We start from the raw sequence: 15,609 nt of genomic DNA, 5'->3' as shown, positions 1-15,609 counted from the left end.
ACTTTTTCTGAATGAATTAACTTTCTTTTTGAGCCCTAAATAACAAGTCATATTTCATTTAAAACAAGTACTCAGCCCTATGCCTCTTCCCATAGGCGGCGGACGTTATCCATGGCAATGCGTGAGGCAGTTTTGCAATCCTCCATGCCTTCAAATTCGACCGAGATATATCCGTCATACCCGGATTGTTTTAACACACGCATAACTTCAGGCATGTTGATATCGCCATGGCCCACAATGGCACCGCGCAGGTAATTGCCATGCGAGGTTTGGAACCAGCCTTCACCGGGGTTCCGGTAGGAAGGTCTCCAATAGAAGTCTTTGGCATGCACAATCGACGCGTACGGAATATTATTTTTCACCGCACTCACCGGATCTTCATCCACACAAAGGAAATTCCCGACATCCAGGGTGGTTTTGAAGTTATTCCGCGCCGTTTCGTGGAGCAAACGTTGAATTCGCTCACTCGACTGCACATAGTACCCATGGTTCTCCACACTTGTTGTAATCCCAAAATCCGCTGCATAATCGGCTATCCGCTGACAAGCCTTCACCAGTACAGGCAGGTCGATCTCGAACTGTGCTACGGTTCCTTCCGGTGAGGGACGGAAAGCCACGTCATGCCGCATCAGTTTTACACCCAATGCAGCAGCCACATCCACATGTCGCATCACATTCTGGATCTCTTGCTCCAACGCTTCGGCGTCCTCCTGTACAGCAAAGTTAGCGCCGATGGCATAATTGGAAATATCGATTCCTACCTCTTTTGCGACAGCTTTAATCTCATCAATCAACTCCGGATGTTCGATCAGACTGAATCCCATCGGAACAATCTCCACATGTTCCCCTCCCTGATCGGCGATCCAGCGAATGGCATCCGGTACGGTTAATTCTTTACGATCCAGTGCTTGTTGCAGACTGTAGGTGCTGAGTCCAACTTTCATTTTTCCTCATCCTCTCCTGTAGTTGCTGTCCATACCCAACGTATACCTTTTTCCGGCAGACACGACAATTGCCAATAATCGTATGGCTCACCTATTTTCCTTTTCCTAGTCCAAATCCGGTGTATCCACGAATGTAACGGCCAGATCAGCCGTCTCGTGGAGTTCAAATATAGTAATTTCATTCTCACCTTCGCGAAGGAGTGGGGCAGGTACGTATAATGTTTTTTGCGGTCCTTTATTCCAGTAGCGACCCAGATTGAATCCGTTTACAAAGACAACACCTTTGGTCCAGTTATCCAGACGCAGAAAAGTATCTCTTGCACCCGTTACTTGAAAACTTCCCCGGTAAAAGGCTGGCCCTCCCCCCGCTCTCTCTCCTTTTTCATCACCTGCCGAAAATTTCTCGCTAAATTGCAAACCCGACAGGTCGGCTAATGGCAGACAATGAATTGTCCAATCGAATAAAAATTGAAAGCCATGCCGCACTCCCTCCGTAATCCCCTTTGGATCTCTCAAATACGGGCCATAGTTGATTCGCCCCATATTTTCAACAAGGATCAATAGATCTGCGCCCTCTGGCGGCACTTCAAACGAAATCGATACTGCTGTATTCCCCCGTTCCAGCACGCCCTGAAATTGCCCATCAACAAACACAAGCGCACGGTCACGCACCTCCTGAACCGCCAATTCCTGTCGCTCCCTAGGCCCGGATATTCGGGTTTGATAACAAATAAATCCATAATCCTGACCCAGTTTCTCCATCGATTCCGGATTCGTGCGTTGCACCGGGACTGATATCCGGTTCAACTGTGGCAGTAATGACGCCTGCTGGTTCAACTCCACTCGTCCATATGCGAATGCCCCCTTCGATTCAGGCAACACGAGCTCATCCAGATCTTCATCGTTATACCGAGCAATAAGATCACGTACGGCATGAAATTTTGCTGTTGGCTCCCCAGATTCACTGAGCAGTGAATCGTAATCGTAACTTGTAATGGTGGGTTCATATTGATCTTTCTGCTGACAGTTCGCTCCGTTATAAAATCCAAAGTTCGTTCCCCCGTGGAACATATAAAAATTAACCGAAGCACCTGCCCGAAGCATCTCTTCAAATACATCTGCTACATCTGCGGCTTCCCGGGTATGATGCGACTCACCCCAATGATCGAACCAGCCGTTCCAATACTCCATGCACATCAAAGGTTCTTCTGCCTGATATTCACGCAGCTTGGCGAACGCTCCTTGCGTCCCTGATCCAAAATTAACTGTAGCCAGATACCCTGGCACCGATCCCGCTTGCAACATAGGGTCTGTCGGTCCGTCGGAGGTAAATAACAACACATCCATCCCCCGCTCTACCATGCCATCCCGTAAATATTGCAGATAACTCGCGTCATTGCCGAAACTGCCGTACTCATTTTCAATTTGCATCGCGATGATCGGCCCACCATGCGTGCTAAGAAGGGGTTTCAATTTGGGCAAAAGCACATCATAATAACGATCCACATTTGCCAGAAATGTTGCATCATTACACCGAAGACGGACATCATCAGCTGCAAGCAGCCAGGAAGGCAATCCGCCAAACTCCCACTCCGCACATATATAAGGACTTGGGCGTACAATCACATGCAGACCCACATCTCCCGCAATACGAATAAAACGTTCCAGATCAGCCATGCCTTCAAAACAATACTGCCCCGGCTGCGGCTCATGAACATTCCACGGCACATACGTTTCTACTGTGTTGAAGCCGCAGGCTTTCAACTTGAGTAGCCGATCCTCCCAATATTCGGGGACCACTCTAAAATAATGAATGGCACCCGACAAAATCCGAATGGGCTCGCCATCATACATGAATTGTGAACCTTTATACGTTAGCAGCGGCATTTGGCATCCCTCCCTGCTCGCTCAGATATATGCCTAACCCGGACAACGTAGGATACCATCTGGATTCATGAATGGTTAATCGCATCCTTCTCAATGTGACCTGGGGGAAACAGCAAATTCGTTTATACCCCACCACCGTCCCCGTGTAGAACGCCTCCCAACCCCCATCTGCCCTCTGTGACTCCAGTGTAAAACGCTCAATCCGTTGGCCTGTCTCGATATGTTCCATCAGCACCACCCGGTCAAACGTCGTTTCCTCCTGCAAATCCAGCTCGATCCAAGCCTGCTCCGTTCCTTCATGAGGACACCAATACGTATCCCGTCGTTCCGTCAACACCTCTGATACGACATGTTGTTCATCCATCGTCTCCGATGCTTTTACCAGCGCCTGCAAGGCCAAATTTTCCTGAAAAATGGTACGTAGCGAATCACCCAGTTCCTGTAGTCGCTCTACATCCCGTTCATGAATGAGACCACGCGTATCCGGTGGCAGATTGAGCAAAAAGGTGGCATTGCCTCCCACTGCGCCGTAATAGACGGCGAGCAGTTCTTCCAATGTTTTGACCTGATCATCTTCACTGGCATGATAGAACCATCCCGGGCGAATCGAAGTATTCACCTCAGCAGGGTACCAGATCAATTGCTCACCTTGGGAACGAATGACCCCTCGGCTTCCCAAATCACGGTCCTGTGTATTGATCCTTGTGGCAAACTCGCCATCATCCACCTGCTGCGATTGCTCCTGAATCTTCTCATTATCCTGCATATGCGCAGGCACAACGCTCCATTCCGATTCCCGCGTATGCCCCGCCTCATTGCCGCACCAACGAACATCCGGTCCACATACCGAGATGACAGCATCGGGCTGAAGTTCACGAATAAGCGCATAATAGGCGTCCCAGTCATAGACCTGCCTTTTGCCATTCGGACCCTCACCACACGCGCCATCGAACCATACACAGAAGATATCGCCATAATTCGTAAGCAGCTCACGTAACTGATGGAGGAAAAACTCGTTATACCTCTCGGAATCTCCATAAGTGGCTTCATGCCGATCCCAAGGAGACAGGTACACGCCGAACTTCAATCCACCCTCACGGCAGGCATCGGCGACTTCCCGAACCAAATCCCCCGCACCGTTCCTCCATGGACTGGCCGCGACCGTATGCGCTGTATACTGGCTTGGCCACAAACAAAATCCATCATGATGCTTACACGTCAAAATCAGCCCCTTCATCCCGGCAGCCTTGCACACCTGCACCCATTGCGCTGCGCTTAGTTCAGAAGGATTGAAGATCAACGGTTCTTCCTCCCCAGTGCCCCATTCCCGATCCGTGAATGTATTTACCGTAAAATGAATAAACGCGTAAAACTCCATCTCCTGCCATTTCAACTGGCGTTCGGATGGGCTGACCTCTGCTGCGAACTTGATCCATTCGGCTGCTTGCATATCCTGGTTCATGGTGTTATCCCTCCTTTTATTTCGTGGATTTCTATGTCACTGGACCACCCTTGCTTTTTGGACCGTTACGGATTGCATTACGCATTACTGTCCATAAATGGCAGTGATGCCTGTAATAACTGCTGCTTGGCTTGAGCGATAAGCTTCGAATCTGCGGGATGGTCAAAGCTTCCTTCACGGCGTACACCTGATCCCATATGGATCTCCGTGATGCCCGTCTGACTCACTAACGTTTCAATTCCCTCTAAAGTAACTCCCGACCCTGCCATGACAGCGATGTTCAAGGTTTGCCCCAAATTCTGAAGCTGTTTCAGCTCCAGTATGGCTTCAGGTGCTGTCCGTTTCCCTCCCGATGTAAGCACACGCTCCACATTGCCCAATGTGTTAATGGCCTTGAGCGCCCCAGTCAGACTTGCGCTCACATCAATTGCACGATGAAACGTAACGCCCAAACCCTCAGCTTCAGCCATACATGATTGCAAGCTGAGGAGATCTACTTCACCCTCTCCCGTGAGGGCTCCAATTACGATGCCAGCGGCTCCCAGTTCCTTCGCCACCCGAACATCGCGGGCCATGGCGTGCATGTCATCTGCGCTATAGCGGAACGAGCGGCTATGGGGACGGATCATGACATACACCGGAATGGATACCTGGGACAACACATGCGCCATGACGCCATAACTGGGGGTAAGTCCCCCTTCAGACATCGCAGACACCAGCTCAATCCGATCGGCGCCTCCCTCCTCAGCTGCCTTGGCATCTTCCACATCCACAGCAATGACTTCCAATACAGGCTGTCTGTTCATAAAGTTCACTCCCTTCTTTCATATAAAATGTAGGGATGATACGTATTCGTAGGACATGCGCACATTGGAAATGGTTAGCCCTCTTTCTCATCTGACCGTTCCACCATTCATGAACATTATTGTACGGGTACATGGCATCTCTCCATGACATATAGGACCGACAAAGTGCATCATCAGCGCTCCTGCGGCCCTTCTTCATCGTTATGAGTGACGGTCAGCTTCCAACATGCAATCCGATCCCTTTTCCATGTATAGGTGACATATAGAACCTTCCCCTTGGATACGATTGCCGGATACGAGTATTCCCCCGGTTCATTCTCCAGCACATATTCATCACTCCAGGTCTGACCATTGTCCCTTGAAAAAGTAATCACCAGCGGGGTTCGAGGACTCTCCGTTGTGTATCCACGGATTGGATTGTAGACAAGCGCAAGCAAGCCATACTCCATGCGTATGGCATCAATCCCACTATTGTTATTGGGTAGTTCTGTAGCGTAAGCTTCGCACCATGTGCGTCCACCATCTAGCGAATCACTGCGATAAATAAACCCTTCCGTACTGCGCAGAAGCATGTGAACGCGCTCTCCACCAGAAGACCATAATGCAGGCTGGATCAGCCCCTTGGCAAACCAATGCTCAGACCCAACATAGGTGGACAGATCCATCGGCACATGCGCACTCTTCGTCCATGTTCCCCCGTGATCTGTAGAGATATCGACAAATGACTCCCAGATCTGCTTGCCTGATACCTCAGGGTCCAATCGTTCAATCGATGCAGGAGCCAGTATTGTTCCATCCGCCAATTGAATAGGTTTGTTCCGAACCGGCCCACGGCCACCAATATCTCCGGACACCAGCTCCCGAGAAGCTGTCCACGTGTACCCACCGTCTACTGATTGAATGAAGCGGGTATGCCAGTCCGTAATTTCATGCCCTACTTTATAAAAGAGCATCAGTGAATCATTCTGTGCATATAGCACCGGGTTCCAGTGAGCTATACCTTCCTCATCTGCAACTTTGCATGGAACAGACCACGCTCCGTTATCACTCTGCCTTGCGAGCCAAATCGCTACATCACTCGCCTTCTCATGCTGACCTGCAAACCAAGCAACCAGCAGATCACCATCTGGTAACACAGCAACCGTGGACGCATGACTGCTTTGAAAAGGCTGACCTTCCTGAAAGATAAATTGTTTGTCGGCAATGATCTTCATGAATGGATTCTCCTTTGGGGGACCGGAATAGGTTAGCAAATAGAGAGTGCAACGTATTTTAAGTGCTTCGTTGAATTATTTTGTTATTTTTGTTATTTACAATGTTATTATTGATTAGCAATAGTCTAAAACGTTAGGTTCAGAACGTCAATACAAAAAAAAGACACCCTTAGGGTGTCTTCATGTCTCGGATAAACTTAAGATTATCCGAGCTTTTCTATTTTTTACGCCGAGCCTTCGTCATTCGATTAAACATAATCAGTGCCGCTATAATCATGGCAATCATGGCAATATTACTTGCCACTTCTTGTGATAAGCCAAAAAGAACGCCCAGGTTAGTCACCAGACCTCTTACAATCAGCGCCACCACAACTAACAGGATCGGACTCATAAAATTATAATTTCTCATTCTTCGCAACACCCCTGACCCCATTGTTCAGAACTCCAAAATCCCATAACACTATCATAACAGCAGCTATTCCGTGTTACAACAAAGGACACCGCGAGCAGTGTCCTTTGTCATGTACCCACGTATTCTGCTTTGGATGAAGAACAATCTTATGATTGCTGCTATCACAAGATATTTCTGATTATCTCTACACCTGCTTGAATTCGATCCAATCAATCTGGAGACCTGGTTTGGTGAAGTCCAGTTTCAATTCATACAGTCCTGCTTCAAGGTCTACTTTGACAAGCTTCTGTCTGATCCATTTGCCTTCCGTACCATTCGTTTGAATGGTGGTTACCAACTGGTCATTCAGGAGCAGGTTACATGCACTTTGAGCCAGTTCCGGCTCAGGGGACATGATCTGTACAATAATCCGATAATGGCCAGGCTCGTCCACTTTCATATAAACCGGTTCAGCTACCGCAGGTTTCACCTGTGCATTCTCAACCAGAACCTGGGCCTGTGCAGCCGATAGGGAGGCATTCGCTTGGAACGAAGCTACGTTCTCCACGATCTCGTGTTTTCTATCGGACACCGGTGCATTCATGATGAATCTGCAGATGTTGATTGCCGAGCGTTGCAGTTCTCCGCGAGTCAATGTTCCATTTTCCAAGGATTCAATCGTGTTATCGTCCCAGCCGTTGATCTCTGCGCCGTAGTTCGGTACAACCATGTAGAGATCATTCTGCGCACGAATCATCCAGTTCGTGTATTTGCGATCCGCTTCTCCACCTTCGGTCACATCGTTCATAATGGCCCACCAGTCGGTCATGACGATACCCTCAAAATTCCACTCGCCGCGCAAAATTGTGGTATTCAGGTCGTAGTTCGATGCCGCCCAGTGTCCGTTAATCGGGTTGTAGGAGGTCATAATGGAGTTCGCTCCGCCTTCTTTTACAGCGATTTCGAACCCTTTAAGGTAAATTTCACGCAGAGCACGTTCAGAGACAACAGCATCCACTTTACTACGGTGTTTCTCCTGGTTGTTGCAGGCAAAGTGTTTCAGTGTGGCATTAGAACCACCCTTCATAATGCCTTTTGTACACGCTGCGGCAAATACACCCGAGATCAGTGGATCTTCAGAGAAGTACTCAAAGTTCCGGCCATTAAGCGGGCTCCGGCGGATATTCAGGCCAGGTCCGAGCAGGGTATCTACCTGATTTCTGAGCAGTTCCTGTCCTTCCATCACATACAACTCTTCAACAAGCTCCTTGTTCCATGTCGCCGCAAGTAACGTACCAATGGATACCTGGGTTGCTTTCTCTCCACTGTCCATACGAATACCCGACGGGCCATCTGCCGTACATGCTACCGGAATACCGTAGTTGAACAAGCTGTCGCTGACACCCCCAAATGCAGATGCCGTTCCCGAAGTAACGAGTGGACTGCTCATGCCTTCGCCGCGGACAATCGCTGCCAGATCCTGATCACTCAGTTGAGCAATGAAGGCTTCCAGACTCACTTTACCAGCTTTAACGTCACTCAGCTTGTGGCCCTGGTTCCCCGTCTGCTCCAGCGTTTGCGGGAGATTCTGCTCAATCCGGTTCGCCATGGATATCTTACGTTTCGGTACTTCTGCATAAGTCAGTTCATATGATCCATCTTCCTTGCGCGCACCTGGTTTCATCCGTGTAAAATCTTCCGTTGGGGCCATCGCTTCTTGCAGTTGCTCCACCAATTGAAGGGATTCAATCACATATCCATCCTGACCATCGATGCTAACGTGCTGCACTTGTTTCACACTGGTTCCTACATGCAGTCGATATGTGCCTTCTTCCAGAACGTATGCGGAAGCATGACCTGTAACACCCGCATCATCGTAGGATGCCATGTCATGGATCGGGAAGCTGATCGTCAGAATTTCTGACTCGCCCGGCTGCAACAATCCCGTCTTGCCAAAAGCAACCAAAGCCTTCACCGGTTGTCCCAGTTTGCCTTGCGGGGCTTCATAATAGACTTGTACAACCTCTTTGCCCGCATATGTTGTACCCGAGTTGGTCACATTGACACGAACTTCAATGTAGGTTTCGCCGTCTTTGGACACAGATTTCGCTTCTTCATGCTGAGCCAAAAACGTCGTATAAGACAGGCCGTAACCGAATTCAAACTGAACACGCTCGGGTCGAAACGTTTCGAAATAACGATAACCTACATAAATATCTTCCTGATACAGGTTCTTGAACTCATTGCCGTAGTTGCTAGTCGAAGGATAATCCTCGATGGAATATGCGATCGTATCTGTCAGTTTGCCACTTGGTGTAACGTCTCCCGCCAGCACATCAGCAATCGCGTTGCCACCCTCCATACCGCCATGCCAGGAGTAAATTACACCTTGAATTGGATGTAGATACGTTTCGTTTAACCAGCTCATGTCGATGATATTCGAGACATTCAGCACTACGATTGTGTGTTCAAACTGCGCAGTGACTTGCTTCAGCATCTCTTTTTCATCTTCTGTCAGTTGGTAACTTCCTGGCGCATCCGCATTATCCTGATCTTCTCCTGCTGTACGTCCAATCACGATAATGGCTTTGCTGGATTTGCTTCTGGCCTGTGCAACCAGTTCATCCGTCAAAGGCATTTCTTTCTGATTCCATGGCTCGGCCGCCCATACTTTTCCGCCATCATCAAATGGATTCTCTTCAATCCACTTCTCATAGACAGCTGCCAGTTCTTCGTTCACCGTTATATTCTTTTTGCTGCGCAGACCATCGAGCAGATTGGTTGTGTAGGCTACATGGACACTACCGCCTGAACCCGTGCCGCTGCGATAATAATTCACTTGAATCCGTCCAAAAACTGAAACGTTTTCGTTTTCACCAAGTGGAAGCACTTGCCCTTCATTTTTGAGTAAAACGGCTCCTTCAGCAGCAACCGTACGACTAAACTCTGCAAACCCTTCCAATGGAACTCCGATTTGATGTGTGCTCAATGATTTCCCTCCTGATTGTCATCCCCATATCTACGAACGAATAAGACCATTCCATATGATCTGGTAGATTCACTTGTACATAGTCTCATATTAACAGATTCTATCGCAGAAATTAAACTAGATTTGTGCTTAATTTATATTATTAAGGCTTGCCCACGATGAACGGCATAACAAAAAGCCACGGACACCTGCTGTCCGTGACTTTTCTTCTTTTTGGAACACTATATCAAGTCGTAAGTTTCGCATACACCAGGAAGAATAACATGTCTTCGCCCATGATGACATAACCCGGAACCCGGTAGACCAGATCCACAAGGACAAATGCCACCAGTAACCCTACCATGAACGCCAGATGGCGTGGACCCAGTCGCAGATGTGCGTGTCTGTAACGATGGAACACAAGTGAGGTCGACAAGAAATACAGTAGCGCCGATCCAAACACAAACCCTAGCATGAACACATAGTTTAACTGGTTCTGATATAACAGCTGAATTGAAGCAGCGATCATACTCATAGAGATGTAGATGAACAGATGGCCGTATATGATCGCTTGACCGGCAGTCTGAATCTCTTTGCTAACCTTTTTCTCCACGTTGTCGAAGTACTGCCACCACATCGCAATGACAAAGATGGACGTAAATGCGGCAAACAGGATGGATTTCATATCCCAATGGTCGGCTTGCAGCACAGCGATAATGCTTACCACCGATTCACCCAGCAGGATGAGTGTAAATAACGCAAAACGTTCCAACAAATGATGAGTCTGAACCGGTACTTTCACCAGATTTTTACGTCCGATCAACGGAAGCACAATGTCCACTGCAATTCCTGCATACAAAATTAAGTAGCGCAGCCAGGAATCGAAGAATAGTGAACCTGATGAGATCAATATACCAATGAGGAAACAGGTGCCCAAGTAACGAGCCGCTTGCTGTTGATGCTCACTTTTCGACTTGTGAACCGTCAGATATTGAATGGCCGTAAATGCCCGTGAACCGATATAACCCACGAAGAAGGACAGGTAGTATTGGTCAAAATGGGTAGACAGGCTCGCCGTCATGACCATCACGGACAGGAGTTGAAGGATGAGAAATATTCTATGAATCAGGATGTCTTGACCATAGCGGTTAATAAACAAGGTCTGACCAACCCATGCCCACCAAACAGGGATGAAAATAAGCACAAACTTCATTAAGTATTCAAACGTAATTACTCCGTGTTCGGCATGTAACAAGACATGACCCGCCTTGGAGACCGCAGCTACGAAGAGCAGATCGTAAAACAGCTCCAGCCATGTAACCTTTTTCTCCATCATCCTTCGTTGCTCCTTAGATTTTATAGTAATAGAACTCTTCTTATTTCGCAGTTGTAGCAGGTTCGAGTGTTCTTACCACGATTGGTTGCAGATTGTCCTCGATTTGAGCGCGGTATTTCTCGAACCACTCTGGCAGCATCAATTTTTGTCCGAGCGAATCCGCAGGTTCATCTTTGGCAAAGCCCGGAGGATCGGTAGCAATCTCGAACAGGATACCGCCAGCTTCTCTGAAGTAGATCGCGTTAAAGTACTGACGATCCCGAACTGGCGTCGGTTGATACCCGTAATCACGTACAGCTTCACTCCACTGTGCATGTTCCACGTCATCAGTGGCGCGCCATGCAATATGATGCACCGTTCCAGCTCCACCCATGCCCAGAGGTATACGGGTCACCGGAACATCCACAATATTACCGATGTCTCCACTCGACCGGAAACGGGCATACTCTTCATTTTCACCCACTTTGACAAATCCCAAAATTTTCTCAAGCGCATCCATCGTTCTCTGCGGGTTTACACTGAACAGGACAGCACCGCCAAAGCCTTTGATGGCTTTATCTGTTGGAATTCCTTCGTGTGCCCAAGTGCTGGTCGCACCCTCTTCCCGTTCAACAAGCTCAAGCCGCAGTCCTTCACTATCTTCGAATTGAAGCAGCTCTTCATTGAAGCGAGTTGTCTGAGTTACCTCAATGTTATACTGTTCCAGCCGGTTCTGCCAGAAGCCAATCGACCCAGGAGGAATGACATAGGAAGTGATACCGACCTGTCCTCCGCCAATTTTGCCTCGTGGTGATCCAGCGGATGGGAAGAAGGTAATGATGGTACCTGGGCTTCCATGTTCGTCTCCAAAATACAGGTGGTATACATCAGGTGCATCGAAATTGATTGTTTTTTTCACGAGACGCAGTCCCAGAACTCCGGCATAAAAGTCAACGTTGGCCTGTGGATCCCCTGCGAAAGCTGTAATATGGTGAATACCTGCTGTTTGAATAGTCATGATTAATTCCTCCTTGGTTTGGTAAGCATGTTTGGAATCTGCTAGGTGTTAGAGATCATTTGATAAATGAGATAGTTTAAATCGTTGATTCATTTATAGTAAGTTTGTATTATCTTTAAATTAAGATATATGGTCTGGTGAATGATTTCTATTTGTTATTTTGATTGGCCTGTTCTTGTTTCAATTTATCAGGAGTCACGTCATCGCCGTTCGGATCATAGATGGTTGCATTCAAGAGAATGTCGTTGACCGAACCGCGAAAAGTTTGCAGATATTCCTGGCGAAGATTAACCTGTTCCTCTTTCTCCATCTCCGTCAATCCGCCCTCTTTGGCTTTTCTTGCAAGTTCATTAATTCTGGTCAATGTTGGGATCATCATCTTGATCTCTCCTCATGTAATGGATTAAAGATATTTGTTTGTGTTGGGTTTTATATTCAAATTAAATATCTTAATTTAAAGATATATGATTTGTGATTAGTTGTCAACTGTTTTATCTAAACTACAATAAATGAATTGGCTTGCCGCTCATCACCCTGTTGTAATAACTATGCATCCAAAAAAAAAGGGCTAGCTCCGCAGTAATTTCACTTCCTGCGAACCTAACCCCTACCTGTGTTTATTTTATTAACCCAGCTTTTGACCACAGTTTGGACAGAAATTGGCTCCTTCATTTTTGGCTCCACAGTTCGGACAGAAGTTAGGCTTCTTGTTGCCCTCTGTAGATGGAGAGTTACCTGCATCACCGTTGCTATTGCCCGCTGGCTTCTGGTCCGCGTTCTGATTCTGAGACGAATTGGCATTGTTGTTGTTTTGGTTTTGGTTCTGGTTCATGTTCTTCATCATTTCATTGGCCATGTTCATACCCATCATCATGCCTGCCATATCCGAGGCCGCGCCGCCGCCCTGTACTTTACCGGATGAGATACCGTCTGTCATGCTGACCTGCTGATACTTTTGCAGATTACCAATCATCTCATGGGAAGCGGTCTTCGTAATCATATCCTGAATCTCTTTTGGATAATTGAAGCTCATTACCTGGAATCCGGTAATCCCAATGCCGATGTCCATCATCTGCATATCCAGATCTTCCTGAATCCCTTTGGCAATATCCGATGCATTGGCCTGCAGGTTAAACATATCCTTCCCTTCACGGCTAATCCACTTCATTAGAAGCTGATCCAGCACGGAAGTAATTCGGATTTTGACATCCTCCACCAGATAACTCTGCTTGATGCCTGCAATCTTATCGATCAAGGTCACATAGTCACTCACTTTGAAGTTAAACGTACCATTGGCCCGAATCGGCATTCCACCCGGGAGTTGTGGTGTCGGAATTAATACCGGACTTTGCGTGCCCCAGCGCACGGTAAACTCTTTGGTATTTACAAACAATACCTCCACCCGCATACCGCTGTTGAATCCGAACTTGAACCCTTTTAAGGTAGAAAGAAACGGAATGATCTCGGAATCGATATTAAATGATCCTTCGTCCTCAAAAATCCCTTCCACTTTACCGTTATTCAGGAAAATGGCGTCCTGACCAGAACGGATGATAAGTTTACTCCCCTTCTTGATCTCCCGGTTGCTCCACTTCCAAAATATCATGTCATCTCTAAACTCTTCCCATTCCACCACATTCGAAAACTGATTTCTGAAAAATCCCATACTTGTTCCCATCCCTTCTATTAGAAAGCATTGTGTACCCAACATGCCTGCATTAAGTTATTGCGAATGTCCGTGATGCTAGAAAGATCGGCTGCTACCGCTATGGGAATGACCACCCCGGGTTGTGCCTCCGCCCCCTCCACCGCCACCGTTGTTATTGTTTTTCTCAATCTTGCGTTTGGTGACTGTTGTACGAATGTACCGATCCTGACGATCAATTACACTGGAATTACTGGAATCCTCATACGTTGCACGATTGACTGTGACCCGCCCACCAGAACGATCGGTCATTACACCAACTACAATTCCTCCGATTGCCACGGATACAGCAAGTTGAAACCACGTATTGAAGAGGATATTATCCGGATTGACCCCGGGTTTAAGATCCATATATTCGTAGGAGAGCTCCAAATATTTTTCAAAAGCCAATCTATAATTTCCGTCCGATACATCTGGGGCAATTTTGGCCGTAATTTTATCGGCTCTACCATTGTCGATATACTCTTCCCCTTTGTAAAAACCAGCCAGATACATCTTCCGATTGTACATGTCTATTGTAAGAATAACTGCGTTTCCATGCTTTTTATCGTAACCAAATCCTTGATCGTCATAAAAATCCTCGGTAAGCAGTATTTCACTTTTATGCTCCTCGTTATTGGAGGTATATATAACAAAGTCCGTCTGCCGTTCCGCGCCATACTGATTCGCAAGTGCATTCAGCTCAACCTTATCCTGTTCACTTAGCAGGTTGGCCTCATCGTAGATGAGATTTTTGCTCTCCGCTGCGGATGCCGATGACATGGGAATCAACGGAGCAACAAGCGTTACCATTAGTAAAATGAGTGTAGCCATCACGACAACCAGAGGGGTTCTTTTTCTCATAAGAATCCACCTCCCATCATCCAGGAAACCAGCTTCAGTGACAGCAACGAGACGGCAGATACTCCTGCGAACCATCCGGCCACTTTGGCTTTGCTGATCGGCGGTTTACCGACCACTTTACCTGTCTGTCCATTCATGGCAAAGGTATACTGTGCCCGATTGTAGTCATAGTTGACCATCCACACCGGGAGCAGCACATAGTCCGCATGTTTGAGCGTGGTATCAATCTGTTTATCTGTATAGCTCACGCTGCTATAACCAGATACGGTTGAGGCAATATAAGAATCAATGTAAGATTTCGTCTTATCCTTGGCCCGTGGAAAAAGTTCCTCGTCCGTATAGCTATACTTTTCCGCAATATACCCCGCCAGATACGGGGTCTTGAACGATTTCAGCTGATTATATGGAAAAGGCTCCAGCTTATCCATCAGTTCATCCTTCATTTTCTCCGATGCATCGATGGGCAGATTCACGTAATTCAGCCGAATTCTGCGATATATATCGAAATGCTGTGTTTCCGTGTAATGGTAGTCGCCCTGGGTGTAGGATCTGACCTTGGTGCCACGGCCATGCACTTCGATCTTGTTATGTAACTCATACAACCAGAACGGTACGTACATGCCGGTAATGCTCTGAATTCGATCGGCGGACATAAAGCCAGTTGGCGTTAACAAGCCGTTTTTGCACCACTTTTTGAAAGCCTGTTTGGCTTGATCCTTGTTGATCGAAAAGGGAATCACCATCGCAGGGGCAAGATTGCCCGTCAGCCGATCACTGAGTACAACCGCTGCACCGCAGAAACTGCATGTCGTCGCACTCGTCTCCGGCTCTGTCACAATGTCAGCTCCGCAGCTGTTACAGTGGTATTCCTTGACCTCATCTTCGGTGAATACCTGTCTCTTCAATGGATCGGGGATCTGCTCTATGTTGTCCTGGCGGCCGCAGCTGGGACAGGATAGTGCACCTGACACACTGTCAAAGATCATACCACTGCCGCAGTTGGGACATTTATATTCAATAACCGGCATCTGCTCACCTCAATGTTAACGAAATGGT

At 47.5% G+C, this 15,609-nt stretch carries 13 protein-coding genes; all 13 read right to left on the bottom strand.

The window, feature by feature from the left end:
* Positions 1 to 77: 77 nt before the first annotated feature.
* Positions 78 to 944, bottom strand: coding sequence for a sugar phosphate isomerase/epimerase family protein (locus tag NLBNIHML_RS18550; protein WP_339239071.1), 867 nt, complete (start codon positions 942 to 944; stop codon positions 78 to 80).
* A 105-nt stretch (positions 945 to 1,049) separates the two neighbouring features.
* Positions 1,050 to 2,831 carry a glycoside hydrolase family 35 protein gene (locus NLBNIHML_RS18545; RefSeq protein WP_494352480.1) on the bottom strand — a complete coding sequence of 594 codons (1,782 nt, stop codon included), beginning with the start codon at positions 2,829 to 2,831 and terminating at the stop codon, positions 1,050 to 1,052.
* Complete coding sequence (locus NLBNIHML_RS18540; protein ID WP_494352479.1) at positions 2,812 to 4,293, bottom strand: alpha-L-fucosidase; 1,482 nt, start codon at positions 4,291 to 4,293, stop codon at positions 2,812 to 2,814. Before NLBNIHML_RS18540 ends, NLBNIHML_RS18545 begins: the two co-directional genes overlap by 20 nt.
* 77 nt (positions 4,294 to 4,370) lie before the next feature.
* Entirely contained in the window at positions 4,371 to 5,099 is a 729-nt protein-coding gene (locus NLBNIHML_RS18535; protein WP_494352478.1) for a copper homeostasis protein CutC, read from the bottom strand.
* Positions 5,100 to 5,272: 173 nt separating this feature from the next.
* Complete coding sequence (locus NLBNIHML_RS18530) at positions 5,273 to 6,313, bottom strand: sialidase family protein (RefSeq protein WP_494352477.1); 1,041 nt, start codon at positions 6,311 to 6,313, stop codon at positions 5,273 to 5,275.
* A 217-nt stretch (positions 6,314 to 6,530) separates the two neighbouring features.
* A complete protein-coding gene (locus tag NLBNIHML_RS18525; protein ID WP_339239064.1) occupies positions 6,531 to 6,722 on the bottom strand; it encodes a hypothetical protein in 192 nt (63 codons plus the stop codon).
* A gap of 187 nt (positions 6,723 to 6,909) precedes the next feature.
* Positions 6,910 to 9,693: a glycoside hydrolase family 3 C-terminal domain-containing protein gene (locus NLBNIHML_RS18520; RefSeq protein WP_494352476.1), complete on the bottom strand. Its 2,784-nt coding sequence runs from the start codon at positions 9,691 to 9,693 to the stop codon at positions 6,910 to 6,912.
* A 226-nt stretch (positions 9,694 to 9,919) separates the two neighbouring features.
* On the bottom strand, positions 9,920 to 11,008 hold the full coding sequence (locus NLBNIHML_RS18515) for a low temperature requirement protein A (RefSeq protein WP_339258292.1): 1,089 nt from the start codon (positions 11,006 to 11,008) through the stop codon (positions 9,920 to 9,922).
* A 40-nt stretch (positions 11,009 to 11,048) separates the two neighbouring features.
* Entirely contained in the window at positions 11,049 to 12,005 is a 957-nt protein-coding gene (locus tag NLBNIHML_RS18510) for a ring-cleaving dioxygenase (protein WP_494352475.1), read from the bottom strand.
* 148 nt (positions 12,006 to 12,153) lie between these two features.
* On the bottom strand, positions 12,154 to 12,381 hold the full coding sequence (locus NLBNIHML_RS18505) for a DUF896 domain-containing protein (protein ID WP_339242865.1): 228 nt from the start codon (positions 12,379 to 12,381) through the stop codon (positions 12,154 to 12,156).
* A gap of 249 nt (positions 12,382 to 12,630) precedes the next feature.
* Complete coding sequence (locus NLBNIHML_RS18500) at positions 12,631 to 13,671, bottom strand: SPFH domain-containing protein (protein WP_339258291.1); 1,041 nt, start codon at positions 13,669 to 13,671, stop codon at positions 12,631 to 12,633.
* A 78-nt stretch (positions 13,672 to 13,749) separates the two neighbouring features.
* Positions 13,750 to 14,553, bottom strand: coding sequence for a TPM domain-containing protein (locus tag NLBNIHML_RS18495; RefSeq protein WP_494352474.1), 804 nt, complete (start codon positions 14,551 to 14,553; stop codon positions 13,750 to 13,752).
* Complete coding sequence (locus NLBNIHML_RS18490; protein WP_494352473.1) at positions 14,550 to 15,581, bottom strand: TFIIB-type zinc ribbon-containing protein; 1,032 nt, start codon at positions 15,579 to 15,581, stop codon at positions 14,550 to 14,552. The genes NLBNIHML_RS18495 and NLBNIHML_RS18490 overlap by 4 nt, the downstream gene beginning before the upstream one ends.
* Between the last annotated feature and the right edge of the window lie 28 nt (positions 15,582 to 15,609).

It is taken from the genome of Paenibacillus sp. JNU01 (assembly GCF_059130585.1).
Note: the sequence above shows the minus strand (reverse complement) of the source record. Positions and strands in the feature narration are given on the sequence as shown.

What these genes read in the sequence shown, in the direction of transcription:
- NLBNIHML_RS18550 (WP_339239071.1), bottom strand. Translation starts at nt 944, where the DNA reads ATGAAAGTTGGACTCAGCACCTACAGTCTGCAACAAGCACTGGATCGT.
- NLBNIHML_RS18545 (WP_494352480.1), bottom strand. Translation starts at nt 2,831, where the DNA reads ATGCCGCTGCTAACGTATAAAGGTTCACAATTCATGTATGATGGCGAG.
- NLBNIHML_RS18540 (WP_494352479.1), bottom strand. Translation starts at nt 4,293, where the DNA reads ATGAACCAGGATATGCAAGCAGCCGAATGGATCAAGTTCGCAGCAGAG.
- NLBNIHML_RS18535 (WP_494352478.1), bottom strand. Translation starts at nt 5,099, where the DNA reads ATGAACAGACAGCCTGTATTGGAAGTCATTGCTGTGGATGTGGAAGAT.
- NLBNIHML_RS18530 (WP_494352477.1), bottom strand. Translation starts at nt 6,313, where the DNA reads ATGAAGATCATTGCCGACAAACAATTTATCTTTCAGGAAGGTCAGCCT.
- NLBNIHML_RS18525 (WP_339239064.1), bottom strand. Translation starts at nt 6,722, where the DNA reads ATGAGAAATTATAATTTTATGAGTCCGATCCTGTTAGTTGTGGTGGCG.
- NLBNIHML_RS18515 (WP_339258292.1), bottom strand. Translation starts at nt 11,008, where the DNA reads ATGATGGAGAAAAAGGTTACATGGCTGGAGCTGTTTTACGATCTGCTC.
- NLBNIHML_RS18510 (WP_494352475.1), bottom strand. Translation starts at nt 12,005, where the DNA reads ATGACTATTCAAACAGCAGGTATTCACCATATTACAGCTTTCGCAGGG.
- NLBNIHML_RS18505 (WP_339242865.1), bottom strand. Translation starts at nt 12,381, where the DNA reads ATGATCCCAACATTGACCAGAATTAATGAACTTGCAAGAAAAGCCAAA.
- NLBNIHML_RS18500 (WP_339258291.1), bottom strand. Translation starts at nt 13,671, where the DNA reads ATGGGATTTTTCAGAAATCAGTTTTCGAATGTGGTGGAATGGGAAGAG.
- NLBNIHML_RS18495 (WP_494352474.1), bottom strand. Translation starts at nt 14,553, where the DNA reads ATGAGAAAAAGAACCCCTCTGGTTGTCGTGATGGCTACACTCATTTTA.
- NLBNIHML_RS18490 (WP_494352473.1), bottom strand. Translation starts at nt 15,581, where the DNA reads ATGCCGGTTATTGAATATAAATGTCCCAACTGCGGCAGTGGTATGATC.